General features: G+C 67.7%; 27 protein-coding genes. 17 read left to right on the forward strand and 10 right to left on the reverse strand.

Annotated elements, in window-relative coordinates; genetic code table 11:
* Positions 1 to 12 precede the first annotated feature (12 nt).
* The 4 genes from recA to BLR21_RS14560 all read left to right on the forward strand — a co-directional run bounded on the left by recA (position 13) and on the right by BLR21_RS14560 (position 3,023).
* Positions 13 to 1,059, forward strand: a complete 1,047-nt coding sequence (gene recA / locus BLR21_RS14545; RefSeq protein ID WP_090006352.1) for a recombinase RecA — start codon at positions 13 to 15, stop codon at positions 1,057 to 1,059.
* A gap of 11 nt (positions 1,060 to 1,070) precedes the next feature.
* Complete coding sequence (locus tag BLR21_RS14550; RefSeq protein ID WP_090006353.1) at positions 1,071 to 1,580, forward strand: regulatory protein RecX; 510 nt, start codon at positions 1,071 to 1,073, stop codon at positions 1,578 to 1,580.
* 77 nt (positions 1,581 to 1,657) lie between these two features.
* Entirely contained in the window at positions 1,658 to 2,110 is a 453-nt protein-coding gene (locus tag BLR21_RS14555) for a MarR family winged helix-turn-helix transcriptional regulator (RefSeq protein ID WP_176929630.1), read from the forward strand.
* A gap of 112 nt (positions 2,111 to 2,222) precedes the next feature.
* Positions 2,223 to 3,023, forward strand: a complete 801-nt coding sequence (locus BLR21_RS14560; protein ID WP_090006479.1) for an alpha/beta fold hydrolase — start codon at positions 2,223 to 2,225, stop codon at positions 3,021 to 3,023.
* Positions 3,024 to 3,086: 63 nt separating this feature from the next.
* On the opposite strand, the gene BLR21_RS14565 is transcribed toward BLR21_RS14560, so the two are convergent.
* On the reverse strand, positions 3,087 to 3,893 hold the full coding sequence (locus tag BLR21_RS14565) for a S1 family peptidase (RefSeq protein WP_090006355.1): 807 nt from the start codon (positions 3,891 to 3,893) through the stop codon (positions 3,087 to 3,089).
* A gap of 145 nt (positions 3,894 to 4,038) precedes the next feature.
* On the opposite strand from BLR21_RS14565, the gene BLR21_RS14570 reads away from it, so the two are divergent.
* Genes BLR21_RS14570 through BLR21_RS14580 form a run of 3 tightly spaced genes read left to right on the forward strand, consistent with a single transcriptional unit; the run spans position 4,039 to position 6,727 of the window.
* Positions 4,039 to 4,791 (forward strand): hypothetical protein, encoded by a 753-nt coding sequence (locus BLR21_RS14570; protein ID WP_090006356.1) that lies wholly within the window; start codon positions 4,039 to 4,041, stop codon positions 4,789 to 4,791.
* Between the two features lie 42 nt (positions 4,792 to 4,833).
* Complete coding sequence (locus BLR21_RS14575) at positions 4,834 to 5,601, forward strand: RNA ligase family protein (RefSeq protein ID WP_090006357.1); 768 nt, start codon at positions 4,834 to 4,836, stop codon at positions 5,599 to 5,601.
* Positions 5,594 to 6,727, forward strand: coding sequence for an AAA family ATPase (locus tag BLR21_RS14580; RefSeq protein ID WP_090006358.1), 1,134 nt, complete (start codon positions 5,594 to 5,596; stop codon positions 6,725 to 6,727). The genes BLR21_RS14575 and BLR21_RS14580 overlap by 8 nt, the downstream gene beginning before the upstream one ends.
* 285 nt (positions 6,728 to 7,012) lie before the next feature.
* On the opposite strand, the gene BLR21_RS14585 is transcribed toward BLR21_RS14580, so the two are convergent.
* On the reverse strand, positions 7,013 to 8,230 hold the full coding sequence (locus BLR21_RS14585) for a DUF4142 domain-containing protein (protein ID WP_176929631.1): 1,218 nt from the start codon (positions 8,228 to 8,230) through the stop codon (positions 7,013 to 7,015).
* A 271-nt stretch (positions 8,231 to 8,501) separates the two neighbouring features.
* Here BLR21_RS14585 and BLR21_RS14590 point away from each other — a divergent pair, with 271 nt between their 5' ends.
* The 3 genes from BLR21_RS14590 to BLR21_RS14600 all read left to right on the forward strand — a co-directional run bounded on the left by BLR21_RS14590 (position 8,502) and on the right by BLR21_RS14600 (position 12,248).
* Positions 8,502 to 9,029, forward strand: a complete 528-nt coding sequence (locus BLR21_RS14590) for a sigma-70 family RNA polymerase sigma factor (protein ID WP_090006360.1) — start codon at positions 8,502 to 8,504, stop codon at positions 9,027 to 9,029.
* A gap of 2 nt (positions 9,030 to 9,031) precedes the next feature.
* Positions 9,032 to 9,472: a zf-HC2 domain-containing protein gene (locus BLR21_RS14595; RefSeq protein ID WP_090006480.1), complete on the forward strand. Its 441-nt coding sequence runs from the start codon at positions 9,032 to 9,034 to the stop codon at positions 9,470 to 9,472.
* Positions 9,473 to 9,707: 235 nt separating this feature from the next.
* Entirely contained in the window at positions 9,708 to 12,248 is a 2,541-nt protein-coding gene (locus BLR21_RS14600; protein WP_090006361.1) for a helix-turn-helix transcriptional regulator, read from the forward strand.
* A 60-nt stretch (positions 12,249 to 12,308) separates the two neighbouring features.
* Here the strand turns inward: BLR21_RS14600 and eda are convergent, their stop codons facing one another.
* A complete protein-coding gene (gene eda, locus BLR21_RS14605; protein ID WP_090006481.1) occupies positions 12,309 to 12,932 on the reverse strand; it encodes a bifunctional 4-hydroxy-2-oxoglutarate aldolase/2-dehydro-3-deoxy-phosphogluconate aldolase in 624 nt (207 codons plus the stop codon).
* 399 nt (positions 12,933 to 13,331) lie between these two features.
* Positions 13,332 to 15,188: a phosphogluconate dehydratase gene (gene edd / locus BLR21_RS14610; RefSeq protein ID WP_176929632.1), complete on the reverse strand. Its 1,857-nt coding sequence runs from the start codon at positions 15,186 to 15,188 to the stop codon at positions 13,332 to 13,334.
* A 226-nt stretch (positions 15,189 to 15,414) separates the two neighbouring features.
* Here edd and BLR21_RS14615 point away from each other — a divergent pair, with 226 nt between their 5' ends.
* The 4 genes from BLR21_RS14615 (at position 15,415) to BLR21_RS14630 (ending at position 19,180) form a co-directional block, all read left to right on the forward strand.
* Positions 15,415 to 15,705, forward strand: coding sequence for a hypothetical protein (locus BLR21_RS14615; RefSeq protein ID WP_030474675.1), 291 nt, complete (start codon positions 15,415 to 15,417; stop codon positions 15,703 to 15,705).
* A gap of 86 nt (positions 15,706 to 15,791) precedes the next feature.
* Positions 15,792 to 16,556 carry a hypothetical protein gene (locus BLR21_RS14620; RefSeq protein WP_090006362.1) on the forward strand — a complete coding sequence of 255 codons (765 nt, stop codon included), beginning with the start codon at positions 15,792 to 15,794 and terminating at the stop codon, positions 16,554 to 16,556.
* A gap of 9 nt (positions 16,557 to 16,565) precedes the next feature.
* Positions 16,566 to 18,434 carry a fumarate reductase/succinate dehydrogenase flavoprotein subunit gene (locus BLR21_RS14625; protein ID WP_090006483.1) on the forward strand — a complete coding sequence of 623 codons (1,869 nt, stop codon included), beginning with the start codon at positions 16,566 to 16,568 and terminating at the stop codon, positions 18,432 to 18,434.
* Complete coding sequence (locus BLR21_RS14630) at positions 18,431 to 19,180, forward strand: succinate dehydrogenase/fumarate reductase iron-sulfur subunit (protein WP_090006363.1); 750 nt, start codon at positions 18,431 to 18,433, stop codon at positions 19,178 to 19,180. Before BLR21_RS14625 ends, BLR21_RS14630 begins: the two co-directional genes overlap by 4 nt.
* Here BLR21_RS14630 and BLR21_RS14635 read toward each other — a convergent pair.
* On the reverse strand, positions 19,167 to 19,814 hold the full coding sequence (locus tag BLR21_RS14635) for a response regulator (protein WP_090006484.1): 648 nt from the start codon (positions 19,812 to 19,814) through the stop codon (positions 19,167 to 19,169). The genes BLR21_RS14630 and BLR21_RS14635 overlap by 14 nt on opposite strands.
* 134 nt (positions 19,815 to 19,948) lie before the next feature.
* Between BLR21_RS14635 and BLR21_RS14640 the strand changes: the two genes are divergently transcribed.
* On the forward strand, positions 19,949 to 20,224 hold the full coding sequence (locus tag BLR21_RS14640) for a hypothetical protein (protein ID WP_090006364.1): 276 nt from the start codon (positions 19,949 to 19,951) through the stop codon (positions 20,222 to 20,224).
* 73 nt (positions 20,225 to 20,297) lie between these two features.
* On the opposite strand, the gene BLR21_RS14645 is transcribed toward BLR21_RS14640, so the two are convergent.
* From BLR21_RS14645 to BLR21_RS14660, 4 genes are all read right to left on the reverse strand, one after another.
* Positions 20,298 to 21,173: an amino acid ABC transporter permease gene (locus BLR21_RS14645; RefSeq protein WP_090006485.1), complete on the reverse strand. Its 876-nt coding sequence runs from the start codon at positions 21,171 to 21,173 to the stop codon at positions 20,298 to 20,300.
* Positions 21,170 to 21,817 carry an amino acid ABC transporter permease gene (locus tag BLR21_RS14650; protein WP_090006365.1) on the reverse strand — a complete coding sequence of 216 codons (648 nt, stop codon included), beginning with the start codon at positions 21,815 to 21,817 and terminating at the stop codon, positions 21,170 to 21,172. Before BLR21_RS14650 ends, BLR21_RS14645 begins: the two co-directional genes overlap by 4 nt.
* Before the next feature lie 79 nt (positions 21,818 to 21,896).
* Entirely contained in the window at positions 21,897 to 22,790 is an 894-nt protein-coding gene (locus BLR21_RS14655) for a glutamate ABC transporter substrate-binding protein (protein WP_090006366.1), read from the reverse strand.
* A gap of 39 nt (positions 22,791 to 22,829) precedes the next feature.
* Positions 22,830 to 23,558 (reverse strand): amino acid ABC transporter ATP-binding protein, encoded by a 729-nt coding sequence (locus BLR21_RS14660; RefSeq protein ID WP_176929645.1) that lies wholly within the window; start codon positions 23,556 to 23,558, stop codon positions 22,830 to 22,832.
* Between the two features lie 160 nt (positions 23,559 to 23,718).
* Here BLR21_RS14660 and BLR21_RS14665 point away from each other — a divergent pair, with 160 nt between their 5' ends.
* Together BLR21_RS14665 and BLR21_RS14670 are read left to right on the forward strand one after the other, a co-directional pair.
* A complete protein-coding gene (locus tag BLR21_RS14665; protein ID WP_030474685.1) occupies positions 23,719 to 24,393 on the forward strand; it encodes a response regulator transcription factor in 675 nt (224 codons plus the stop codon).
* 54 nt (positions 24,394 to 24,447) lie between these two features.
* A complete protein-coding gene (locus BLR21_RS14670; RefSeq protein ID WP_090006367.1) occupies positions 24,448 to 25,833 on the forward strand; it encodes a sensor histidine kinase in 1,386 nt (461 codons plus the stop codon).
* Here the strand turns inward: BLR21_RS14670 and BLR21_RS14675 are convergent.
* On the reverse strand, positions 25,830 to 26,744 hold the full coding sequence (locus tag BLR21_RS14675; protein WP_256334678.1) for a TAXI family TRAP transporter solute-binding subunit: 915 nt from the start codon (positions 26,742 to 26,744) through the stop codon (positions 25,830 to 25,832). The two genes, BLR21_RS14670 and BLR21_RS14675, sit on opposite strands and share 4 nt — an antisense overlap.
* Positions 26,745 to 26,844: the final 100 nt, after the last annotated feature.

Consider the following 26,844-nt stretch of genomic DNA (forward strand, 5'->3'; position numbering starts at 1 on the left):
GGTGGACCCAAGATGGCACCCGCAGCACCCGACCGGGACAAAGCGCTCGAGCTGGCCCTGGCGCAGATCGACAAGCAGTTCGGCAAGGGCTCCGTGATGCGGCTCGGCGAAGAGGGCCGTGCCCCGATCGCCGTGATCCCGACCGGCGCGATCGCCCTGGACGTCGCGCTCGGCATCGGTGGCCTGCCGCGTGGCCGGGTCGTCGAGATCTACGGTCCGGAGTCGTCGGGTAAGACGACCGTGGCGCTGCACGCCGTGGCGAACGCGCAGAAGGCCGGCGGCATCGCGGCGTTCATCGACGCGGAGCACGCGCTCGACCCCGAGTACGCCAAGAAGCTGGGCGTCGACACCGACGCGCTGCTGGTGTCCCAGCCCGACACCGGTGAGCAGGCGCTCGAGATCGCGGACATGCTGATCCGCTCCGGCGCGCTCGACATCCTGGTCATCGACTCGGTCGCCGCCCTCGTGCCGCGTGCCGAGATCGAGGGCGAGATGGGCGACAACCACGTCGGTCTGCAGGCTCGCCTGATGAGCCAGGCGCTGCGCAAGATCACCGGCGCGCTGAGCTCGTCCGGCACGACCGCGATCTTCATCAACCAGCTGCGCGAGAAGATCGGCGTGATGTTCGGCTCCCCGGAGACCACGACCGGTGGTAAGGCGCTGAAGTTCTACGCCTCCGTGCGTCTGGACGTGCGCCGCATCGAGACCCTGAAGGACGGCGGCGAGCCCGTCGGCAACCGCACCAGGGTCAAGGTCGTGAAGAACAAGGTCGCGCCGCCGTTCAAGCAGGCCGAGTTCGACATCCTCTACGGCAAGGGCGTCAGCCGCGAGGGCTCGCTCATCGACATGGGTGTCGACCAGGGCATCCTGCGCAAGTCCGGTGCCTGGTACACCTACGAGGGCGACCAGCTGGGCCAGGGCAAGGAGAACGCCCGCAAGTTCCTGCTGGACAACCCGGACATCGCGAACGAGATCGAGAAGCGGATCAAGGACAAGCTCGGCATCGGCGCCACTCTCGACGCCGACGAGACGGTTCCCGCCGCCCCGGTCGAGTTCTAAGAGGTTGAGGTTTGGACGACGCTGAGGAGCAGCGCAAAGCGCGGGACATCTGCTACGCGCTGCTCACCGCTCGGGCCCGCTCCCGGCAGGAGCTGCACGACGCCCTGCTGCGCAAGGGGATCAGCGCCGGCGCCGCCGAGGTCGTCCTCGGCAAGTTCGACCGCGCCGGGCTGATCGACGACGCGCAGTTCGCCGAGATGTGGGTGCGTTCCCGGCACACGTACAACGGTCTGGGCCGCCGCGCCCTGGCCATGGAACTGCGCCGCAAGGGCGTGGCGGACGAGGTGGTGGCCGAGGCCGTCGCCGCGGTCGACAGCGAGGCCGAGGAAGAGCGTGCCCGCGAACTCGTCCGCAAACGCCTGCGCACCATGTCCGGCGTGGACGAGACGGCGAAGATCCGCCGGCTCGTGGGTGCGTTGGCACGCAAGGGTTATGCGGAGGGCCTCGCCTATCGCGTGGTGCGCGACGAACTGCGTACCGCGGGGGCCGAGGCCTCGGCACTGGACGAGCCCTGGTCGTAGGCCGGGGCCGGTCCCCGTTCGAGGTGCCGTAACCGATCACGCCGCTTGGGCGGTTGGCTCCGAGTAGCCTGAAAAGCGTGAGCACTACTCCCGACGCGCCGTCCGCCGTGACCCTCACGGTCTCCGACCTGCTCTGCTTCGACCTCTACACGACGTCGCGAGCGGTCATCGGCTTCTACCGCCCGATCCTCGACAAGGCGGGCATCACCTACCCGCAGTTCCTGGTGATGCTGCTGCTGTGGGAGAAGGACTCGAGGCCGATCCGGGAACTCGTGCGCGAGCTCGACCTGGAGTACAGCACGCTCTCGCCGTTGATCAAGCGGCTCGAGAAGAGCGGTCTGCTGGTGCGCGTCACACACCCCGACGACGAGCGTTCCGTGCTCGTCCAGCTCACGGACAAGGGCCGTGACCTGCGGTGGATCGGCGCCGAAATGTTCCACCAGCTCGGCAAGGCGCTCGGCATGACCCTCGAGGAGGTCACCATCCTCCGCAGGGCGTTGAACCGGGTGAAACACGGCGCCCAGCGCTAGTGGGCTGAAACACATCGCGTGCGAGGTAACTCCTCGGGTAATTTACATCGTGCACGATCTGATCGGGTGCGATGAACCACCGCCTGCGGTGGCCGACGAGAGTGAGAGACCGATGCGAGTTCGCAAGGTGTTCGCGGTTCTGGGGACGCTCCTGGCGCTGGCCGCCGTTGTTCCGTCCGGTGCCGGTGCGGCGGGGGACACGCAGAAGCAGGGCACCAAGAAGCCGACCATCGTGCTGGTGCACGGCGCGTTCGCGGACGCGTCCAGCTGGAACGGCGTCGTGAAACGCCTGCAGCGCAAGGGATTTCCGGTCGTGGCGGTGGCGAACCCGCTCCGGTCCGTCACCGGCGACGCGAACTATCTGCGCCAGGTGCTCGCCTCGATCGAGGGGCCGATCGTCCTCGCCGGACACTCCTACGGCGGCATGGTCCAGTCGGCCGCCGCGCTCGGCAACCCGAACGTGAAGGCACTCGTCTACGTCGCTGCGTTCGCGCCGGAGAAGGGTGAGAGTGCCCTCGAACTGTCGAACAAGTTCCCCGGCAGCACCCTCGGAGACACGGTGTCCACTATCGACATCGGTGACGGCAGCAAGGATCTGACGATTCAGCAGGACAAGTACTGGCAGCAGTTCGCGGCCGACGTGTCCCGCCGGGACGCGACGCCGGCGGCGGCGACGCAGCGGCCGATCAACGACACCGCGCTGACCGAGAAGGCCGGCGAGCCCGCGTGGCACACCGTTCCGTCGTACTTCGTGGTGGCGGGCAAGGACAAGAACATCCCGATCGCCGCGCAGAAGTGGATGGCCGAGCGCGCCCACGCCCGTGCGGTCGTCGAGGTCAAGGGGGCCTCGCACTCGGTGGCCGTGTCGCAGCCGGACACCGTGGCCGATCTGATCGTGCGCGCCGCACGGTAGTGAAAGGCCGAGAAAGCCGGGACGCGGGCAGGGGCGTCCCGGCTTTCTCGTGTTCGTGGCCGGCTACGGCTGGGGCTTCGCGATCCGGCAGCCGGGGAGTGTCAGGTCCAGCGTCGTGCGCGGACCGAAGCAGGAGACGAAGCCGAAGGTCTGCTGGCCGTAGTTGGTGCCCCGGCGGACGGTGATCTTGCCGGCGGCGTCGACCTCGCACGGGTTGTTCATCGTGCAGCGGCCGCCGCTCTCGTTGCCGGTGTTGTTGACGCCGACGACCTTGCCGCTTGCGTCGTCGATGATCGGCGAGCCCGACGTGCCGCCGATGGTGTCGCACGACGGCGTGTACCGCAGCGAGTCGTGCCAGGTCCAGCTCGCTTCCTTGACCTGGTGGACGAAACCGTCGAGCTGACACGAGTAGATCTTCGTCCAGTAGCCGGAGACGATCCGGATCTCCGACTTGGCGACGGGCCGCGACGCCGACAGTTCGAGCGCGCGGCCACCGTGCTGCTGCTGGATCTGCTGGTACGTCTTGTCGAGCTGGTAAAGCGCGGCGTCGGTGCCGGTCATCGTCGCGTAGACGAGCTTGGCGCTGTGCAGTGTCGCGATCTCCGCGCCGGATCCGCCGAGCAGCTTGAAGGTGCGGTCCACCGGCTGACCGACGAGCACCTGGCCCGGCTTCATGAGCTCGACGCAGTGCCCGTTGGTGAGCACGAGCGCCTTGTCCGCCGGCGCCGAACTCGGCATGCGGACGACCGAGCCGGAGCAGTTGTTCAGTTTCACCGTGCCGGTGAAGTCGACGGAGGCCTGCGCGGGTGCCGTTGTCACGCCGAGTGCGGCGATCGCTGCCAGCAGAGTTCCGGCGAATCGTCGAGCCATGTACGGATCGTAGTCGCTTAGCTACCTTCAGAAGTCAGCCGACTGGCCGGTCGTAACTCGATCGGGTGGCGCTGATGGTTGGGGCTAACGGGTGAACCGGACCGATCGACGTCGTGGTCACACATCGCAACCGCCAGGAGCCCTGATGACCTTTCCGACGCCGTCCGTCCACGCCCAGCCTCCGGTCGCACCGCCGAAGCCCGCGAAGTTCGGTGCGCTTGCTTGGACAGCGGTGATCCTCGGGATCGTCGGCGTCGTCTGTTCGTGGGTCATCTTCCTGAACATCCTCACCGCCATCGCGGCGTCCGTCGGGATCGTGCTCGGCGTCATCGCGCTGTTCGGCACCCGCAGGATTCTGGCGATCATCGGCGTCGTCCTGTGCGTCGCGGCCATCACCTTCACCGTGATGGCGACGCAGGCCGCGGTCGAGATCCTCGACGGCAGTACCAACCAAGGACAGGTCGTTGATGCCGGGCAGACCCCGAAACAGGAGGCGCCCGCCCAGAATCCGACCTGGGGCAAGCGGTACTCGTGGGCGAACGGCCTTTCGGTCGACGTCGCCGCGCCGACCGCGTGCACGCCCGGTCAGTACTCGGTACCGCAGAACATCGCCCGTGCGGTGAGGTTCGAGATCACCATCACCAACGGGACGAGCGCCGCGTTCGAGACCGCGTTGATGTCGATCGGCACCGACGCGCAGTTCAACGGGCAGAAGGCCGAGATGGTGTTCGACTCCAGTGGAGGCTGCGACAGCACGTTCGACTCGGCGACCGTCCTGCCGGGCAAGACCTATACCTTCCACGTCGCGTACTCGGTCGGTGCGCAGCCCGGTGAGATGCAGCTCGTGTTCGAGCCGACCTTCAACTCCGACAAGGCGGCGTTCGTCGGCCAGGCGTAAACCGTTCGCTTGCGGGCGCACGGACGGGATACAAATCGGGGCATGTTGCGCAAGTACCGGCGAACGCCCCACCTAGAGGGCTCGCGCCTGCAACCAGGCGACGAGAACCTCGACCAGGTGCCGTTCCGCGCGATCGCGGGGCGGCACCTCGTCGTCGAGGAGAAGCTCGACGGTGCCAACGCGGGCATCAGCTTCGACTCCGGCGGTGTGCTGAAACTCCAGTCACGCGGCCATTTCCTGGCGGGCGGGCCGAGGGAACGGCAGTTCGCGCCGTTGAAGGCGTGGGCCGCGACGCACCAGGGCGTGCTGTGGGAAAGGCTCGGCACACGGTTCGTGCTCTACGGGGAATGGTTGTACGCCAAGCACACCGTGTTCTACGACGCGCTGCCGCACCACTTCTGCGAGTTCGACCTGCTCAACCGCACGACCGGCGAGTTCCTGTCCACACCGGAACGCCGTCGCGTGCTCTCGGGCACGCCGGTGGTGTCCGTGCCGGTGCTGCACGAAGGGCCGTTGCGCCGCTTGAAGGACCTGACGACGTTGCTCGGCCCGTCCACGTGCCGCACTCTTCGGTGGCGCGACGCGCTGGTCGACGCGGCGCGGGCGGCGGGGCAGGACCCGGAAGTCGTTGTCGCGGAGACGGATTCGGACGACGACATGGAAGGCCTCTACATCAAGGTGGAGGAGGACGGGCGCACCGTCGAGCGCTACAAGTGGGTGCGGCCGACGTTCCACACCGCCGTGCTGGACTCGGGCAGCCACTGGCAGGACCGCCCGATCCTGCCGAACCAGGTGGTGGCCCGTGTTTGAGCAACTCTGCCCGACCGGTCCAGAGTGGACTCTCGACTGGGACGCCGTGCGCTCGGCGTTTCCGTGGGTGCGCGCACTCGAAGGCGTGCCGCAGGACCCTGTGCACCACGCAGAGGGTGACGTCGCCACACACACCCGGATGGCGTGCGAGGCCCTGGTGTCGCTGCCCGAATGGCGGTCACGTCCCGAGGCGGAACGAGTGCGCCTGTTCGCGACAGTGCTGCTGCACGACGCCGCGAAGCCGTTCCGCACGCAGATCGCCGACGGCCGAGTCACCGCGCACGGCCACTCCCGCGCCGGAGACCTGCTGGCGCGCAAGCTGTTGTGGGAGATGGGACGCCCGATCGCCTGGCGCGAGCACGTCGCCGCGCTGGTGCGCCACCACCAGGTGCCGTTCTGGGCGCTGGAACGCCCCGACCTCGACCGCATCGCGTTCCGGGTGAGCCTGCTCGCGCGCAACGACGACCTGGCGACGCTCGCCCGCGCCGACATCCTCGGCCGGATCTGCGGAGACGCGGACTCGGTGCTGGAGAACATCGCGCTGTTCGAGGAGTACTGCCGCGAACGCGACTGCCTGGACCGGCCGCGTGCCTTCCCGTCCGACCACGCCCGGTTCCAGTACTTCCGCACGCCTGGCCGGGACCCCGGCTACGCCGCTTACGACGACACCCGCGTCGAGGTGACGGTGCTGTCCGGCCAGCCGGGTGTCGGCAAGGACCACTGGATCGCCGCCCACCGGCCGGGCTGGCCGGTGGTGAGCCTCGACGCGGTGCGCTCACGGCTGGGCATCGCGCCCGACGGCGACCAGCGCGCGGTCGCCGCCGCCGCGTTCGAGGAAGCCCGAACGCTGTTGCGGGCGGGCGAGCGGTTCGTCTGGAACGCGACCAACATCTCCCAGCAACTGCGTGAGCGCTGCGTCGGACTCGCCGCCGACTACCGCGCCCGCATCACCCTGGTCGGACTCGAAGCGCCGAAGAACGTGATTCACGCGCGCAACCGCGCCCGCTCGGAGCCGGTGCCGGCCGCTGTGATCGACCGGCTCGTCGGCAAGTGGGAGGCGGTCGACCTCACCGAGGCGCATGTCGTCGAACGGGTGGACACCGCACTGCCCTCGATCCGTTCTTGACTCAAGATCCATATATCAGTTCAGCCGAGCCTTTGAACAGGCCCCACGATCACCGTCGGGGCTCCTGCGTCACCTGACGCAAGCCGCGGCGTGCTCGCGCGTTCACCTTCGTTATGTCAACCCAACATCGTGCTGACCTGCGGCTTAGCAATGACTCTTTGGACGACGTCGTCAAAAGAGTCATTGCTAAGGGCCGAGAAGCTCGCCCGGCGGGCTGCGGAGGGCCCGTAAGGCGCTGATATATCGGTTGGCGCGGGCGGCAGCCGATATGTCGGTGGGCAAGCGTCAGCGGCGGTGTTCTCCGTGGTGGCCGACTGCCCGGACCAGCCAGAGGGTGCCCGCGGCGGCGACCACGAGGACGGCGATGCCGGTGAGGAAGCCGACGCTCGTGGACGAGTCGTCGGGTTGTGGCGGAGGGCTGCTGTTGGACTTTTGCTGGGTGAGAGCCGGGATGTCGGTCATCTGCAGCGAGTTCGCCTTCACCAGGCCGGTGCTCTCCAGCAGGAGCATGTGCTTGAGCAGGATGGTCAGGGCGGTCTGGGCGGCGATGCGCACGGGGACGTTCTTGGTCGTCGCGCGGGCGTGGGCGACCTGGCTGACGAGCGAGCCGTCGGCCGCGCGTGACAGGTTCGCGTACATGTTGTCGAGCTCCTCGCCCGAGCTGGACGAGATGGCGTTCGCCCACGACTTCTGTTCCGTCGTCGGTTCGGAGGGCAGATCCACGCCGATCTGGCGGGCAGCCTCCGTGACCGCCTGGGTCAGCTGGGTGTGCTCGGCGGCGAGCTGGCCCGCGACCTTGCGGACCTTCGAGTCGCGTGCCCGGTTGGAGCTTTCCCGGCTGGCCGGTTTCTGCCACAGCGAATGCTGGGCGAGCAGTACGAGCAGTTCCCGGTCCGACGGTTCGATGTTCTGGCCGATGACGCGGACCGCGTTAACCTGCGCCTTGGCGGTCACCAGTTCGAACGCGGACGGGTCCGCCTTGCCGGTGTTCTCCAGGACCGTCATTGTGCGAATCAGCATTTGCGAGGCCTGGTGAGCAAGCGTTCGGATTGTGGTGTTCTGCGTTGTCGCCCGCGTTCGCACGGCCATTACGAGAAGCCCGCCCTGGGCCTGCCGGACGATCGTCGCGTAGGCGCGGTCGTGGTTGTCCCCGGTGCGTCCTGCCATCTCATCGATGAGTGACTGGTGTTCACTGCTGACGTCGTTCGGCAGGACCACTCCCAGTCCCTCGGCGGATTTCAGCAGATCGATGTCGAGTCGTGAATGCCCTTCGAAGACGTCCCGCCCGGCATTGCTTGTGCCCGCGTCCGTGGAACGTGTGGGAGCTTCTTTGCTCACCGGCACCAACCAAGAGTTTGCTTGCCTCAGAGAAACCATGAACGAACGGTCTGAAGGTTGTACTTCTGTCGATTGCGCATTAGCCGGGACGGCTCCGACGAAAGCCCCCAGAAATATGACAGACAGGATGGTGAACAGCGCTACGTGCTGTCCCAGCGTGTCCAATCGGTGACGCATAGTGCCCGTTCCCTCCCGTGATCGAGCTGCCTTCGAATGTGATACGCGCAGGTGGGGTCGAGGTTCACGAGCATGCCCAGATGTGCATGTGACGTGCATCACACAACAATTGGCGAACCATTCGGTCCTGATTTACGTACCCGAGAGGTTTTCGTGTTCGCGGGGTAGGATCTGGGCGATTCCGTGCTCGGCCACCGAGTCGCTAGGACTGCCGCCCGAAGCGAACCTGTCGCCGATACCTGGGGAGGTTGTCAGCTTCATGGTTGATCAGGGCAAGGTCGCACAAGCCCACCAGGACGAAGAATTGCTCACGTTGCTCTATGGGCAGTTCCAGCGGATGTTGTTCTCGCAGGTCCTGTGCCTGACCAACTACGACCGTCAGTGGACGGAAGATGTCGTCCAGGAGACGTTGATCAGGGCTTGGCAGAACTCCGCGCATCTCGTTCGTGATCCCGGCATGTTGCGCGGCTGGCTTTGTACAGTGGCTCGTCGCATTGTGATCGACGGATGGCGGAGCCGGCAGGCGCGCCCGCAGGAAGTTGAATTGTTGCGTCCGGACATCGCCGAATCCCCGGACGACACGGAACAGACACTTTCAGTAATGGTCATTACTGATGTAGTACGCCAATTGAGTGATGAACACCGTTCCGCGATCTACGAAACGTATGTCATGGGACGAACGGTGAAGGAGGCCGCGATCGTTCTGGGTGTCCCGGAAGGAACCGTCAAGTCCCGGTTGTACAAGGCGATGCACACGATCCGCCGGGCGCTGCAGGACAGGAGCTAGTGATGGTGACCCATCAACCACATCACGAGCACGCGGGAGCAGGAGCAGACCAAGATCAGGACGACGAAAACCGCACGAGCCCGGAAGGGCCGTGCGGTGATGTGGCGGCGTATGTGCTGGGCGTGCTCGACCCGGCGCAGCACGTCAGCTTCTCCCGGCACCTAGCCGGGTGCGAGGACTGCCGGCGTGATGCGGCCGACTTCGGCGTGTTCGTTCCGGTGTTGCGGCCGGCGCTCACCGAAAGTCCACCCGGCATGCGTGAGCCGTGCGCTGTGGCCCGCAGCATCCTGCTGGTGGCGGCGGGCGTCGTCGTCGCCATCGCCGCCGTGCTGTCGGTCGTGGACTCGCTGGCCTCGCACCCCGACAGCCCCGTCGACGCCGGCACTCTCACGCGCGCGGAATCTGTCCACGCCGAGAGGTTTCCGCTGGTGGGACCCCTGTGAATCCTGGCGGGAACCGATGAGCAGACAGGCGAGGCGGAACCACCCGCGCACCAGCCTGGCGAAGATCATCGCGTTATACCCGCTCACCACTGCGAACAGCTCACAGTTCCGTTGGTCGTTACCTGTGGGTAAGTTTGCCCGACGCCGAAGCGCAGGTCTCTACGGTCGGCACCGAAGGAACACCGAAACCTTCGACCTGCGGTCCTCTCGGTACCGAAGGCAGGGGTGAACAGAGGTGACATCTCCACTACTCGGCCGGGACTCGGAACTTGCGACTCTCGGACGTTTACTGGACGACGCGGTCCAGGGAACGGGCTCGTGCGTCGTCGTCACCGGTGGGTTCGGCATCGGCAAGACGGCGGTGCTCGACGCGCTCGCCGCCGACGCCCGCCAACGCGGGTTCACCGTTCGCCTGGCCAAGAGCGCCCGCCTGGAGAGCCACCTCCCCGGCGCGGTGGTGCGGCAGCTCGCACCGTGCCTCGCGAACGAGCACGACCTGGAGGAGCTCTACGCGCGCGCCGCGAACTCCGCGCGCAAGTCGCCGATCCTGATGGTCGTCGACGACGTGCACGTCGCCGACACCTTCTCCAAGCGCGCTCTCGCGTACCTGCGTCCACGGCTGCAGGAGATGCCGGTCGTCATCGCGCTCGGCGCGTCCCAGGGCTACCTCGCCACGGACGAGGTCACGCTGCCCGAGATCGCCGGCGCCCATCCGAACCGCCTCGACCTCGCCGGCCTCGACGTCACCGCCGTCGAAAGCCTCACCGAGAAGTTCCCGGGCCGGGACGCTAAGCGCTGCCACGAGCTCACCGGCGGCAATCCCTATCTGCTGCAAGCCTTGCTGCGCGAGGAAGGCGAGGGTTCGGCCGCGGTCGGCGAGATGATCGGCATGCGGCTGCGCGAGTACACCGGAGCCGCCGAGGTCGCCCGCTCCGCGGCGGTCCTGGACGGTGACGCCGGCCTCGAACTGCTCTCCGCGCTCACCGGCTTCGACGCGCTGCCTGCCGTCGACATGCTCGTCCGCCTCGGCGTGCTCGCCGACACCGACCCGCTGACGTTCCGGTATCCGTTCGTGCGCAACAGCATCCTCGCCGACATGCCGATCGCGGTCCGTTCCGCCGCGCACTCCCGTGCCGCCTGGCTGCTGTTCGAGTCGGACGCCCCGGACGAGCGCGTCGCCGAGCACGTGCTGAAGGCCAGATCCGTGCGCCTGCCGTGGTCCGTCGACCTGCTGCGCGAGGTCGGCGGCGTCGAGCACCTGGAACGAGCGCTCGAAGAGCATCTGTCCGATGAGGACCGGTTGGCGGTCGAGGTCGAACTCGGACACACGGAACACCTGCAGGACAACGCACTGGGCCGCGACCGGGTCCGGGATGCGCTGATGCGGTGCGAGGACCCGAACCTCGCCGCGAACGTCGCGCTGGCGTTGATCCAGCGAATGTGCACGGGTTCGGACGCGCACTTCGCCGTCTCTCTCGCGATCATGGTCGTCGCCCGGCTGCTGCCGGAGGACCGCGACAAGGTCTGGAACCTCGTCTGCACCACCTATCTCCTGGCCGCCAACCGCGACGCGCGCATGGCCAACTGCGCGGGCAAGTACTTCGAGGACCTCGTCGGCGACATCCCGCAGGCCCCGAACCTCCAACGCGCCCGGTCGGCACTGCTCGCGGTCGGCAGCGCCCGCAGCGGCGACTCGTACACCGAGGCCGTCGAGTACGCGCTGGAGGCACTCGAAGGTGAGTGGATCGACGTCTTCGGCGCGTCCTACATCTTCACGTTCCTCGTGCCGGTGCTCGGCGACAATCCCGAGCACATCAACAAGTTCTGGCTCTCGCACAGCACCGCGCCGGTCTCGCACGACCCGCACCTGCGCCGCGGGATGCTCAGCATGATCGCCCGTGCGTGCGCCTTCCATAACAGTGGAGACCTGGCGCGCGCGTACACGTTCCTGACGCCGCCGGTCTCGACGGGCAACAGGGAGTGCCCGTCCGTCGTGCTCGCGACCGCGAAACTGGCCGAGGTCTGCATCGAGATGGGCCAGTTCGACGAGGCGGCCCCACTCGTCGCCGAGGACGGCAACCTGTTGCAGCACATCAACATCGTCTACGCCCGTGGCCGCCTCAAGCTCGCGTCGTGCCACGCGGAGGGTGCACTGGAGGACCTGCTGGAAGCGGGCCGCCGGCTCACCGCACGCGAGATGCCCAACCCCGCGCTCATCGCGTGGCGGCATCACGCCGTGCGCGCGTATCTAGCGCTGGGCAACCGTGACGACGCTGCCCGGCTCGCGCACGAGGAACTCGACCTGGCCAAGCGGTGGGGGTCGACGAGGGTGATCGGCACGGCGTTGATGAGCGTCGGCATGAGCACCGACGACATCGACGTCCTTACCGAGGCCGAACAACTTCTCGCCTCGTCACCGCACCGCCTGCTGCACGCCCAGTCGTTGTACTGGCTTGGCCACCACCTGCGCCGCAAGGGCCGGGCCGACGAGGCCGCGGACCACCTGCGGAGGTCGTTCGAACTGGCCCGCCAGCTGAGCGCGCACCCGCTGGCCAAACTCGCGGGCAACGAGGTCCGCGACGAGGACGACCAGGTGCAGGGCCTGACGAAGCAGGAGAACCGGGTCGCGCGGATGGCGGCGCAGGGCCTGACGAACCGGCAGATCGCCGAAGACCTGCACCTCACCCGGCGCACGGTGGAACTGCACCTGTCGAGCGCCTACCGCAAGCTCGGCATCACGGGACGAGCGGAGCTCGTCGCCGCCTTGTGGTCCTGACGGCGACCGGCAGGCCTGCATGTCTCGTGATTGAGCCGAACTTCCGGTCCGTGATCTCGGTTACCCGAGTTGTGAAGCCTCGCGCGCAAGGGTCTCGATGCGGTCCCAGTCGCCCTGCACGAGCGCGTCCTTGGGAGCCAGCCACGAGCCGCCGACGCAACCGACGTTCGGCAGCGCGAGGTAGTTCGGCGCGGTCTGCGGGGTGATGCCGCCGGTCGGGCAGAACCGCACGTGCGGGACCGGACCGCCGATCGACTTCAGGTAGTCGACCCCGCCCGCCGCCTCGGCCGGGAAGAACTTCAGCGCGGTCAGCCCGCGCTCGGCCAGCCGCAGCACCTCGGACACCGTCGCCGCGCCCGGCAGGTACGGCAGTCCGGTCGCGTCCGCCGCGTCGAGCACCCGGTCGGTCGTGCCGGGAGTGACGAGGAACGCCGCCCCGGCCTTCGCCGCCTGCTCCGCGTGCTCCGGTGCCGTGACGGTGCCCGCGCCGATCACGATCTCAGGGACCTCGCGCGCGACGTTCTCGATCGCGGCCAGTGCGGCAGGGGTGCGCAGCGTGAGCTCGATGACGCGAACGCCACCGCGCAGCAGTGCCCGGGCGAGCGGCACCGCGTGGTCGGCGTCGTCGACCACGACGACGGGGATGACGGGCGACAGACCGAGGAGGTCCGCGCCAGTGGTCACCCGAAGATTGTCACCGTTGGTCACTGCTGCTCTCCTTGCGGAACTGGGCCGAATCTGGGGCCGGTGTGGAACCGAAACCGATATATCGCATATCAGTCTGCCGACTGCCCTCACGCCCGGCGACCGCACGCCTGCTGCCTCTCGCCGGATGCAAAATACGTTTGCGGACGAAGTCAAAAGACTCATTGCAATGGCATCCGGGCGGGTAGCAGGGCGGTAGCGGACGGGCTGGGCGGTGAGGTCGGCGCGGTCTGCGGACGGGTTGGCGGGCTGGGTCTGGGCGGGCTTCGCCGCGCCTTTGCAATGGGTCTTTTGACGACGAAGTCCAAAGAGTCATTGCTAAGGCGCAGGTCAGCTGTGTGTCGAGGACCAATATATTGGTGGTGCCGGGTAGGACGGCTAGTGGTGGGTGACCGGGGCGAAGTGGTCGGCGGTGATCGGGCCGAACACCGTCGCGCCCCGGTCGGCCGGTCCGACGCTACGGCGCAGGGCGGCGAAGAGCTCGCGGCCCGTGCCCATCCACTCGCGGCTGGTCGGCGGGAAGTCCACCAGCGGGCGGGTCGCCAGCTCCTCCGCGGGCACCCGGACCTCCAGGGTTCCGGCGGTGGCGTCCAGGCGCACGACGTCGCCGTCGCGGACTCGGCCGAGCGGGCCGCCGACCGCGGCTTCCGGGGTGAGCTGGATGGCGGCCGGGATCTTGCCCGAGGCGCCGGACATGCGGCCGTCGGTCACGAGGGCGACCTTGTAGCCGCGGTCCATCAGGACGCCGAGTGGCGGGGTGAGCTTGTGGAGTTCGGGCATGCCGTTGGCCTGCGGGCCCTGCTGGCGGACCACCACGACGACGTCGCGGTCCAGTTCGCCCGCCCTGAAGGCCTCCTGGAACGCCTCCTGCGTGGTGAAGACGCGGGCCGGGGCCTCGACGACGTGGTTCTCCGTCGCCACGGCCGAGACCTTGATGACGGCGCGGCCCAGGTTGCCGGCGAGCATGCGCAGGCCGCCGTCCGAGGCGAACGGGTCGGAGGCCGGGCGCAGGACCTCTAGGTCCAGGGAGCGGCCGGGGCCGTCGACCCAGATCAGTTCGCCGTCGGCCAGCATCGGTTCCTGTCGATAGCGGTCCAGGCCGTGGCCGGCGACGGTGTTGACGTCGGCGTGCAGGAGGCCGGAGTCCAGCAGGGTGCCCACGACGAACTGGACGCCGCCCGCCGCCTGGAAGTGGTTGATGTCGGCGCCGCCGTTCGGGTAGACCCGCGCGATCAGCGGCACCACCGAGGACAGGTCGGAGAAGTCGTCCCAGCTCAGCTCGATGCCCGCGGCGGCGGCGATGGCGACCAGGTGCATCGTGTGGTTCGTCGAGCCGCCGGTCGCCAGCAGGGCGACGACGCCGTTGACGACGGCCTTCTCGTCGACGACGTGCGCGATCGGGGTGTAGCCCTCGCCCTTGGCCATCTCGACGGCGCGGCGGCCGGCGTACTCGGTCAACGCGCGCCGCAGACCCGTGCCCGGCGGCACGAACGAGGCGCCCGGCAGGTGCAGGCCCATGACCTCGACGACCATCTGGTTCGAGTTCGCGGTGCCGTAGAACGTGCAGGTGCCGGGGGAGTGGTACGAGGCGGCCTCGGCCTCCAGCAGGTCCTCGCGGGACGCCTTGCCCTCCGCGTACAGCTGCCGGACGCGGGCCTTCTCCTTGTTCGACAGGCCGGACGACATCGGGCCCGCGGGCACCAGGATCGACGGCAGGTGCCCGAACGACAGCGCGCCGATCAGCAGGCCCGGCACGATCTTGTCGCACACGCCGAGCAGTACCGCGGCGTCGAACATCTCGTGTGACAGGGCGACACCGGTCGACATCGCGATGACGTCGCGGCTGAACAGCGACAGCTCCATGCCCTCGCGGCCCTGGGTGATGCCGTCGCACATCGCGGGCACACCGCCCGCGAACTGGGACACGCCGCCGACAGCGCGGACCGCGTCCTTGATCCAGGACGGGTACTCCTGGAACGGCTGGTGGGCCGACAGCATGTCGTTGTAGGACGAGACGATCGCGACGTTGGACTTGCGCAGCGCGCGCAGCGCGGCCTTGTCGCCGCCGGTGATTCCGGCGAAGCCGTGCGCGAGGTTGCTGCAGGCGAAGCCGGACCGGGACGTTCCGTCCTGCGCGGCGGCGGCCACGCGCTCGAGGTACGCACGGCGTGAATCGGCGCTTCGGGCGGCGATCCGGCGTGTCACCTCTGTCAGAACAGGATGCAGTTCGGTCATGGGTATCTCCGGGTCATCACGGGCCGTGGTGGGGCCCTTACGAGACGACAACGGTGGCGTCCCACGAACGGGCGTGACGCCACACACAGTAAGTCATGGCTGGTCGCAGACACAAAAACGATTCAGTAGATGGGAGGCGACCAGTTTTGAATCTTGGCGTGTGGTGCTTGTCACATGGCTTGAGATTGGGCAGAGTGCGGGGCACGACCTTGAACGGAGGTGTCCCATGAACTCCACGGAGATCGTCGAGCTGCGCCGGGTCATCGGCCAGATGCGGCATGCCGTCAGCAACCTGCGCACCAGGTACGGCGACGTGGCAGCCGTGCAACGCCTGGCCAACGACGTGGAACGCATGGACATCGACGCCACCGAACTCGTCGACCTGAGCACCCCGAGGCAACGTGAAGCGCCTCAAGTGGAACGCGAGGTCGTGGTCGTGCCAGACACGCCTTACGACGAGTCGCTCTGGAAGGACGCGGACGACGAAGGGCTCGGTGGGTACCGGAACCGGACCTGACCCAGTCCTTACTTACGGCCCTCGCAGACAGCGGGGGCCGTTACGCGTTTCCTCCACAACGACGTGGACCCCCAGAAAGGTGAGTAATGGCGAGGGCAGAGATCGCCGCCAGGACTCTGCGCACGGACCGATGGTGGTTGCCGCCGCTGACGACATTCGTCGGCTTGCTGCTCATCTCGATCTACGCGGCGTTCCGCACGTTCCAGGGGGACTACTACTGGGTCGACCAGTACCACTACCTCACACCGATGTACTCGCCGTGTCTCACCGAGGAGTGCGTCCCCGCGGCCTCGCACTTCGGTCAGTGGTTCCCGGCGCTGCCAGGCTTCCTGACCCCGCCGCTGCTGATCATCCCGTTCCTGCTGGGATTCCGCATCACCTGCTACTACTACCGCAAGGCCTACTACCGCGCGGCCTGGGCGTCGCCGCCCGCGTGCGCGGTGGCCGAGCCGCACAGCAAGTACACCGGTGAGACCAGGTTCCCGCTGATCGCGCAGAACCTGCACCGCTACTTCTTCTACGCGGCGTCACTCCTGTTGCTGATCAACATCTACGACGCGGTCCTCGCGTTCGGCACCGGCGTCGGCCTGGGCAACATCATCCTGCTGGTCAACGTGAGCCTGCTGGCCGCGTACACGCTGTCGTGCCACTCGTGCCGGCACATCGCGGGCGGGCGGCTCAAGCACTTCTCCAAGCACCCGGTCCGGTACTGGATGTGGACGCAGATCTCGAAGCTGAACAACCGGCACATGCAACTCGCGTGGGCCTCGCTGATCTTCGTCTGCCTCACGGACCTGTACGTCGCGCTGGTCGCCTCGGGAACGATCTCCGACCTCCGCTTCATCAACTAAGGAGTGGTTTTGCCCGAGCTGGAAAGGCATTCGTTCGACGTTCTCGTGATCGGCGCGGGTGGTGCCGGTCTGCGAGCCGCGATCGAGGCCCGTGAGCACGGCCTGCGCACCGCCGTTCTCTGCAAGTCGTTGTTCGGCAAGGCCCACACCGTCATGGCCGAGGGCGGTATCGCCGCCGCCATGGGCAACGCCAACGAGAGCGACAACTGGCAGGTCCACTTCCGCGACACCATGCGCGGAGGCAAGTTCCTCAACAACTGGCGCATGGCCGAACTGCACGCACAGGAGGCGCCGCAACGGGTCTGGGAACTGGAGACCTACGGCGCGCTGTTCGACCGCACCAAGGACGGCCGGATCTCGCAGCGCAACTTCGGTGGCCACGAGTACCCGCGGCTCGCGCACGTCGGCGACCGCACCGGCCTCGAACTGATCCGCACGCTGCAGCAGAAGATCGTGTCGTTGCAGCAGGACGACTTCAAGGAGTTCGGCGACTACGAGGAACGCCTGCGGGTGTTCCAGGAGTTCACCGTCACCGAGCTCGTCAAGGACGGTGACAGGATCTCCGGCGCGTTCGGCTACTGGCGCGAGTCCGGCCGGTTCGTGCTGTTCGAGGCACCGGCGGTGATCCTCGCGACCGGCGGCATCGGCAAGTCGTTCAAGGTCACCTCGAACTCCTGGGAGTACACCGGCGACGGCCACGCGCTCGCGATGCGCGCCGGTGCCTCGCTGATCAACATGGAGTTCATCCAGTTCCACCCCACCGGGATGGTCTGGCCGCCGTCGGTCAAGGGCATCCTCGTCACCGAGTCCGTCCGCGGTGACGGTGGCGTGCTGCGGAACTCCGACGGCAAGCGGTTCATGTTCGACTACATCCCCGAGGTGTTCAAGGACAAGTACGCCGACAACGAGGAAGAAGCCGACCGCTGGTACACCGACCAGGCGAACAACCGGCGCCCACCGGAACTGCTGCCGCGGGACGAGGTCGCCCGCGCGATCAACTCGGAGGTCAAGGCAGGGCGCGGATCGCCGCACGGTGGCGTCTTCCTCGACGTGTCGACGCGTCTGCCCGCCGAGGAGATCCGCCGCCGGCTGCCGTCCATGCACCACCAGTTCAAGGAACTGGCCGATGTGGACATCACCGCCCAGCCGATGGAGGTCGGCCCGACCTGTCACTACGTGATGGGCGGCGTCGAGGTGGAACCCGACACCGGATCCTCTTCGGTACCAGGGCTCTTCGCGGCCGGTGAGGTCTCCGGCGGCATGCACGGATCGAACCGGCTGGGCGGCAACTCGTTGTCGGACCTGCTCGTCTTCGGGCGCAGGGCCGGTGCGGGTGCCGCGGAGTACGTGCGGGCGATGGCCGAACGCCCTGTCGTGGCGGAGGACATCGTCACCGAGGCGCGGGCCACGGCGCTCAAACCCTTCCAGCAGGAAGGCGGCGAGAACCCGTACACCCTGCACATGGAGCTGCAGCAGTCCATGAACGACCTCGTCGGCATCATCCGGAAAGCCGGTGAGATGGAAGAGGCGTTGCAGCGGCTGGAGAAGCTCAAGGAACGCGCGCAGGCGCTGACCGTCGAGGGACACCAGCAGTTCAACCCCGGCTGGCACCTCGCCCTCGACCTGCGCAACATGCTGCTGGTGTCGGAGTGTGTGGCGAAGGCGGCGTTGCTGCGCACCGAGTCGCGCGGCGGTCACACCCGCGACGACCACCCGTCGATGGACGCCGAGTGGCGCCGGAAACTGCTGGTGTGCAAAGCCGACGGCGACGGGGCACAGGTGACGGAGAAGCCGCAGATCCCGATCCGGCACGACCTGCTGGACCTGTTCGACCGCAGCGAGCTGGAGAAGTACCTCACCGCCGAGGAGTTGGCATGAGCTACCAGGGGAAGTTCCGGGTGTGGCGCGGTGACGACTCCGGCGGTGGGCTGGAGGACTTCACCGTCGAGGTCAACGAGGGTGAGGTCGTCCTCGACATCATCCACCGGCTGCAGGCCACGCAGACGCCGGACCTCGCGGTGCGGTGGAACTGCAAGGCCGGCAAGTGCGGCTCATGTTCGGCGGAGATCAACGGACGGCCGCGGCTGCTCTGCATGACCCGGATGTCGATCTTCGAGGAGTCGGAGACGATCACGGTCACGCCGATGCGGACGTTCCCGATCATCCGCGACCTCGTGACCGACGTGTCCTTCAACTACACCAAGGCACGCGAGGTCCCGTCGTTCACGCCGCCCAAGGACCTGGCGCCGGGCGAGTACCGGATGCAGCAGGTCGACGTCGAGCGCTCGCAGGAGTTCCGCAAGTGCATCGAGTGCTTCCTGTGCCAGAACACCTGCCACGTGGTGCGTGACCACGAGGAGAACAAGGAGGCGTTCTCAGGGCCGCGGTTCCTCATGCGGGTCGCCGAACTGGAGATGCACCCGCTCGACACCGCGGACCGCGTCGACCAGGCGCAGGACGACCACGGGCTCGGTCTCTGCAACATCACCAAATGCTGCAGCGAGGTCTGTCCCGAGCACATCCACATCACCGACAACGCGCTCATCCCCATGAAGGAGCGCGTCGCCGACCGCAAGTACGACCCGATCGTCTGGCTCGGCAACAAGCTGTTCAAGCGGTCCTAGCGACGGCCTGCGGTATGACCAGCCCGGACTCGTAGGCCATCACCACGGCCTGCGCCCGGCTGGTCAGCCGCAGCTTCGTCATCACGCGGTTGAGGTGCGTCTTCACCGTGCCCTCCGTGACCGTCAGCCTGGTCGCGATCGCCGTGTTCGTCAGCCCGGTGCCGACCAGCCGCAGCACCTCGCGCTCGCGATCCGTCAGCTCGTCCAGACCGGCCGGACTCCACGGCGACACAGCCGAGTCGCCCCTCAGGTACGCCGCCACGAGCCTGCGCATCACCGTGGGACCGAACTGCATCTCGCCCGAGGCGACGGCGGTGATGGCGGCGATCAGACGGGCCGGTTCCGACTCCTTCAGCACGAACCCCGCCGCGCCCAGCCGCAACGCCTCGTGGACGTACTCGTCCAGGTCGAATGTGGTCAGCACCAGCACCCGCGTGGACGCCGCGACGCGTTTGAGCGAGGCCAGTCCCGGCAGGCGGATGTCGAGCAGGATCACGTCCGGCCTCGACGACTCGGCCAGTGCGGACGCGGTGACACCGTCCCCGGCCTCGCCGACGACGGTCAGATCAGGTGAAGCGTTCAGCAACGCGACCAGGCCGGCCCTGAACAACGGCTGGTCGTCCACTACAAGCACGCGCGTCACAATGCCCCTCACTCATGTGACGTCACCGCGGTAGATCCCCCACCACGAGCGTACCGCGAAAGTTGACGGGAGATCCACTCTTCGTGAGACGCCCCGGTTCCGTTCGCGCCGATACGTTCCGGACCATGCGCACCGCATCCGCCGACCTGCACGCCGTCCGCACGATCACCGTCGACGGCTCGGACGTCTACCTCCGGGTCACGGCCAGTCCGGTCGACCTGCGGATCCGGTGGTCCCGCGACGGCGACCACCGGGTGGCGGGCAGTCCCGTGCTGTTCCCGGCGGGTGACCGCTCGCGTCGGCTGCTCGGCACGAACTTCCGTGCCGGCACCACGTTCTGCCTCGACGTCGTAGGGGAAGCGAGGCAGGACTGGCGCGGTGTCGTCGACTGGAACGTCTGACCTTCCGATGGCCTTCGGAAACAGCGAACGGGGCGTGTCCGATGTGGACACGCCCCGTTCCGCTCGTGCTCCGTCAGCCGGCGGCCGAGGCGTCCATCAGGACGGGCTTCTCCGCGTCGGGGTTGTCGGGCTTGATGACCTTCTTGTTGCGGCGGTTGCGCTTCTCGAGGTACGTCGCGAGCCACGTCAGCAACAGGCACAGTCCGATGTAGACCAGGGCGACCACGATCATCACCGAGATCATCGGACGGCCGAAGTTGACCGCGTCACCACCGATGCGAGTACCCCACCGCAGCAGCTCCTCGAAGGTGATGAGGAAGCCGAGCGCGGTGTCCTTCAGCAGCACGACGAGCTGGCTGATGATGGTCGGCAGCATGGCCCGCAACGCCTGCGGCAGCAGCACGAACGTCATCACCTGCGTCTTGCGCATGCCCAGCGCGTACGCGGCCTCACTCTGGCCCTTCGGCAGCGAGTTGATGCCCGCGCGGAAGATCTCCGCGAGCACCGAGCCGTTGTACAGCATCAGGCTGATCACGACGGCCGTGAACGCGCTCAGCTTCACCCCGGCCACGGGAAGGCCGTAGTAGAAGAAGAACATCATGATCACGAGCGGGATCGCGCGGAAGATCTCGACGATCACCGCCGCGGGAACGCGCACCCACGCGTGGTCGGACAGCCGCGCCGCCGCGAAGATCGCGCCGAACGCCAGTGCCAGCACCGCGCCGACGGCGAACGCGCTGAGCGTGTTGCCGATCGCCTCGACCAGCGAGAGCTGGATCTGCTTGTAGTTGACCCAGTCGAGCCTGCGGGCGGTGAACTGGTCGGTGACGATGAACCGCATCACCACGTACACCAGCGCCGCGAGCACCGCCGCGATGCCGATGACGGCCATGATCTTGTGACGGACGCGGGCCTTCGGACCCGGGACGTCGAACAGCACCATGCTCATCGGGCCACGCTCCACCGCTTCTCGAAGACCTGCTGGACGTACGTCAGCGGCATCACCAGGATGACGAACCCGAGTGCGACCCACAGGAGTCCGATGAGGACGTTGTCACCCTGATCCGCCAGCTGCTCGCGGATGTTGCCCGCCTGCACGACGGCGAAGCCGGACGCGACCGTCGTGTTCTTCAGCAGAGCGATCATGGTGCTCGTCATCGGCGGCACGACCGAGCGCAACGCCTGCGGCAGCACCACGTTGCCGAGCATCTGCGTGAACGTGAGACCCAGCGCGCGGGAGGCCTCGGCCTGCCCGACCGGCACCGTGTTGATGCCCGATCGCACGACCTCGCAGACGAATGCCGCCGTGTAGAGCGACAGCGACACCACCGCGGCGGTGTACGGCTCGATCCTCAGGATGTCCAGCAGCGGGTACGCGAACACGAAGAACACGAAGACCAGCGTCAGTGGCGTGTTGCGCACGACCGTCACGTACATCGTGCCGACGCCCCGGAACACCGGCACCGGGCTGACCCTCAGCGCCGCGAGGAACGTGCCCAGCACCAGCGACAGCACCGCGGAGACCGCGAAGAGCTGGAGCGTCTGGCCAAATGCGCTCAGGAACAGATCTAGGTTGTTGGTGAGGACGCTCATCGGTTTCCTTGCCGTCCGTCCGCCTTCAAAGGAACGGCCGGCGGACCCACGTGGGATCCACCGGCCACGTGAGGAACCGTCAGTACCTGTCGATCTTCGGCTTCTCGGCGGACGAGCCGGACTTGCCCAGCGTGCCGTCGTAGATCTTCTGCCACGAGCCGTCGTCCAGCGACGTCTGCAGGATGTCGTTCACCTTGTCGCGCAGGGCCTTGTCGTCCTTCGGCAGGCCGATGCCGTACGGCTCGCTGGAGAACGTCTTGCCGACGACCTTCAGCTTGCCCTCCTCGGCGGCGGCGTAGCCCTTGAGGATCGCGTCGTCCGTGGTGACGGCGTCGACCTCACCGTTGAGGAGCTTGGTGACGCACTGCGAGTAGCCCTGGAACTCGAGGACGTTGCCCGGTTCGGTCAGGCCCTGGTCCTTGATGAGCTTGGCCGGCGTGGAGCCGGTCACCGAGCACACCTTCTTGCCCTTGAGGGTGTCCTTGCCGGTGATCGAGGTGTCGTCGGCCTTGATCAGGAGGTCCTGGCCGGCGACGAAGTACGGTCCGGCGAACGAGACCTTCTCCTTGCGGCCGGCGTTGATCGTGTAGGTGCCGACGTAGTAGTCGACGTCCCCGTTGATCAGCGCCTGCTCGCGGGCGGCGGACTGGATCGTCTTGAACTGGATCTTCGTCTCGGGGTCGAAGCCGAGCTTCGCGGCGATCAGGCGCGCGATGTCGATGTCGAAGCCGCTGTACTTGTTCGTCGTCGGGTCCTTGTAGCCCAGACCCGGCTGGTCTTCCTTGACACCGACGATGAGCTCGCCGCGCGCCTTGATCTTCTCGAACGTGGGCGAGCCGTCGACCTTGACGTCCTTGGCGACCTCGAAGAGGCCGGCGGGCGCCGCCGTGTCGGTCGGGCTGCCCTCCTTGCCACACGCGGTCAGGGCCAGTGCGCCCGTCAGCAGCACCGCCGCAAGGGTGCGAACCCTCATCGTCCTTCTCCTGCCATTCGTTCGAAAGTGGGCTGACTACTAGTGAGTCAGGATCTTGCCAAGGAAGTCCTTCGCGCGGTTGGACTTCGGGGCCGAGAAGAACTCTTCGGGTGTCGAGTCCTCGACCACCTCGCCGTCGGACATGAAGATCACCCGGTCCGCGGCCTTGCGGGCGAAGCCCATCTCGTGCGTGACGACCAGCATGGTCATCCCGTCCTTGGCCAGGCCCGTCATGACGTCCAGGACCTCCTGGACCATCTCCGGGTCGAGCGCCGAGGTCGGCTCGTCGAACAGCATCACCTTGGGCTTCATCGCGAGCGCGCGGGCGATCGCCGCACGCTGCTGCTGCCCACCGGAGAGCTGCGCGGGGAACTTGTCGGCCTGGTTCGCGATCCCGACCCGCTCCAGCAGTTCCATCGCGGTCTTGCGCGCCTCGGCGGCGGGCGTCCTGCGCACCTTCACCGGAGCGAGCATGACGTTCTCGACGATGGTCTTGTGCGCGAAAAGGTTGAAGGACTGGAACACCATGCCGACATCGGCACGAAGGCGGGCCAGTTCTTTTCCTTCGGCGGGAAGCGGCTGCCCGTCGACCTCGATGACGCCGGAATCGATCGGCTCGAGGCGGTTGATGGTCCGGCACAGGGTCGACTTACCGGAACCCGACGGCCCCAGCACGACCACGACCTGGCCCTTCGGCACTTCCAGCTGCACGTTCTTGAGCACGTGCAACGGGCCGAAGAACTTGTCCACACCCGCCACACGAATCATCGGCGGTGCAGAGGCGGCAGTCATCCAGTCCTCCATTTGGGGGTCGTCGGCGTTGGCGGAAACCTAGGTGTCCGCCACCACACCAGTCCAGGACATTGAGCAAGACTTAGGGTCTCAACTCTGTCACAGGCAGACATCGGTTGCCCGGGAGGTAGCGAAAGTGCGCGTGCTGCTCGTCGAGGACGACGACAGGGTCGCCGAGGCCTTGGTCCCAGCCCTGACCAGACGGGGTTTCCAGGTGGACCGGCAGGCCACGGGCCGTGGCACGCTCGACCGCCTCGCCGGCGTCGACGTGGTGCTGCTCGACCTCGGCCTGCCCGACATGGACGGCGTGACGCTGTGCCGTGCCATCAGGGCCGCTTCGGACGTCGCGATCATCGTGGTGTCCGCGAGAGGAGAGATCGACGACCGGATCCTCGGCCTGCACGCCGGGGCCGACGACTACCTGGTCAAGCCTTACGACGTGGGAGAACTGGTCGCGCGCGTGCACGCCGTCCGGCGTCGCCGCGGTGCCGATCCGGTCGGTGTGGGCGCGGTGTCCACGGAGGTGTTCGAGACCGGTGACGTGCGCGTCGACCTGGGGCGTCACGAGGTCACGGTCGCGGGGGAGTCGGTCGCCCTGTCCCGCAAGGAGTTCCAGGTGCTCGCGCTGGTGATGGCCGCGGGTGGCGCGGTGTGCACGCGCGAGCGGATCCTCGCCGAGGTGTGGGGCCGCACGTGGTCCGGTGCCAACCGGACGCTGGACGTGCACGTCGCCACGCTGAGGACGAAGCTCGGCAGGCCCGCGCTGCTGGAGACCGTGCGCGGCGTCGGATACCGGCTGGGGCAGGTGTGATCTCGATTGTGTGATTTTTCGCCGGCGTGTCGCGGCAAGGTGGGGTGACGGGCTGTGCGGTCCCGACTGCTGAGCGTGGTGCTGGCCCTGATCGTGCTGGTGCTCGTGGGCCTCGGCGTGCCGCTGGGCCGCAACGTGGCGGCCGCGGAACAGCAGGAGATGTTCCTCGACCGGCTCACCGACACCAGCCGGTTCGCGTCGCTGGCGCAACGGCCGTTGATCGACGACAGCCCGCACCTGCTGCGGGCCGAACTGGAGCGCTACGACGAGCTGTACGACATCGGCGTGGCCGTGGTGGGCCGCGACGCGCCGACCGTGCCGCTGGTGGCCTCGCGCAACGACCTCGCGCTCGGTGACCCGGTCGTGCAGGACCTGGTCAGCAAGGCGCTGGCCGGGCGCCTGCCGGTCGCGCCGGAGTTGTTCGCGCCGTGGAGCGCCTCCAAGGTCGTGCTCGCCGAACCGGTGCTGGTCGACGGCGAGGTACGCGGCGCGGTGATCACGTTCTCGCCGACCGCCAAGACCCGCTTCGAGGTGCTCGCGTGGTGGGCCCTGCTGCTCGCGGGAAGCCTGCTGGTGCTGGCGCTCGCCGTGCTGCTGGCACTGCCGGTGGTGCGCTGGACGTTGCGGCCGGTGCAGGCGCTGGACGAGGCGACCGGCAAGCTCCTCGCCGCGGTCGTCTCCGGCCGGCCGGTGCCACCGGTGGGCGCGGAGTCCGGGCCCCCGGAACTGCGTCAGCTCTCGCGGTCGTTCGACCAGATGGCCGCGAACGTGAGCGATGTGCTTGCCGCGCAACGGGCCTTCGTCGCCGACGCGTCACATCAGCTGCGCAACCCGTTGACGGCGCTGAAACTCCGGCTGTCCAACCTGGAGGGTCACGTCGACTCGGAGGCGGAGGTGCACCAGGTCGAGGCGCTGAGCGAGGCCGACCGGCTCAACCGCATCCTCGACGAACTGCTCTCCATGGCGCGTGCCGAGTCCAGTTCCGTGGACCCGGTTCCGGTCGACGTCGACAAGTCCGTGGCGGCGCGGTTGTCCGCGTGGTCGTCGGCCGCGGCCGCGAAGGAGGTGCACCTGGTGCTCGACGGGGAACGGGTCGGCATGGCCCTCGTCCCGCCACGCGGGGTCGAGACGATCCTGGACGCGCTGCTCGACAACGCCCTGAAGTTCACCGCCGAAGGCACGCTGATCGTGGTCGACGCCCGCAAGTCCGGCGGCGTCATCCGGCTCTCCGTCGCCGACCACGGGCCCGGCCTGCAGCCCGACGAGCTGGAGCGGGCCACCGACCGGTTCTGGCGCAGCCCTGCTCACCAGAACGTGCCGGGCTCCGGGCTGGGGCTCTCGATCGTGCGGCTGCTGGTCGAACGCGTCGACGGCACCGTGTCCCTGGAGTCGCCAGAGGACGGTGGCCTGAAGGTCGTGATCACGCTCCCCGCGGCCTAGACCTTCGCGTCGCGGTAGTAACGCATGGCGCCGTTGTGCAACGGCACCGGCGACGTCTCGATGGCCGACCGCTGTTCGATCGTGCGGGCCGCCGAGTGCGCCTTCACCAGCTCGGGCTGCGCCTCGAACAGCTGCCGCACGAGCGCTTCGGCCACGTCGTCGGGCATCGACTCGTGGACGAGCAGGAAGTTGCGCACCACCAGCGTGATGACCGGCCCGGACTGCAGGTTGTAGATCGAGGCCGGCAGCGTCGCGGACCCGTACACGGGGAACTGCTGGCGGAACTGCGGCAGCTCGTCCTTCAGGTCGAGCATCCGCACGCCGAGGCCCTTGGTGAGGGCGGTGATCCTGCTCGTCGGCAGGCCGCCCGACCAGAAGAACGCGTCGAGCCTGCCCTCCTGCATCTGCTGGGCGGAGTCGTCGAGGCCCAGGTTCACCGCCTGGGGCGTGACGTTCTCCGCCTGCAGCAGCCGGCTCGCGATGATCTCGACGCCCGACCCGATGGCGCCGATCGACACGCGCAGTCCCGACAGCTCGCGCAGCTTCGTCACCGGCAGGTCGGCGCGGACGATGATCTGCAGGTAGTCGTCGTGCATGCGGGCCAGCGCACGCAACCGGTAGGCACCCTCGACGCCGTCGAGCGCGTCCGCCTGCGAGAAGCCGACCTGGGCCTGGTCGTTGACGAGCCGCCGGACGTTGTCCTTGGACCCGTCCGTGCGGACGACCTGGGGCCGCACGATGCCGAGCCGCCCGCTCCAGATGTCCGCGAGGCCGTTGCCGAGCGAGTAGTAGACGCCGCCCTCGCTGCCGGTGGCCATCGTGATCTTGGCGTCCGACACCGTGCTGCTACAGCCCGTCAGGACCGTCGCGGCGGTCAGCAGGCTCACGGCGGCATGCAGTCGTCCCAGCACCAGCGCATCGTGCCACGGGACAGGCGGGCCCTTGCACCCGACGAAGGTCCTGCCTGGTCAGCGCGCGGATGGGGCCGGCTTTGTGCGGTCCGCTCACGGA

The sequence above is a fragment of the Lentzea albidocapillata subsp. violacea genome, from assembly GCF_900100275.1.
GTDB lineage: Bacteria > Actinomycetota > Actinomycetes > Mycobacteriales > Pseudonocardiaceae > Lentzea > Lentzea violacea.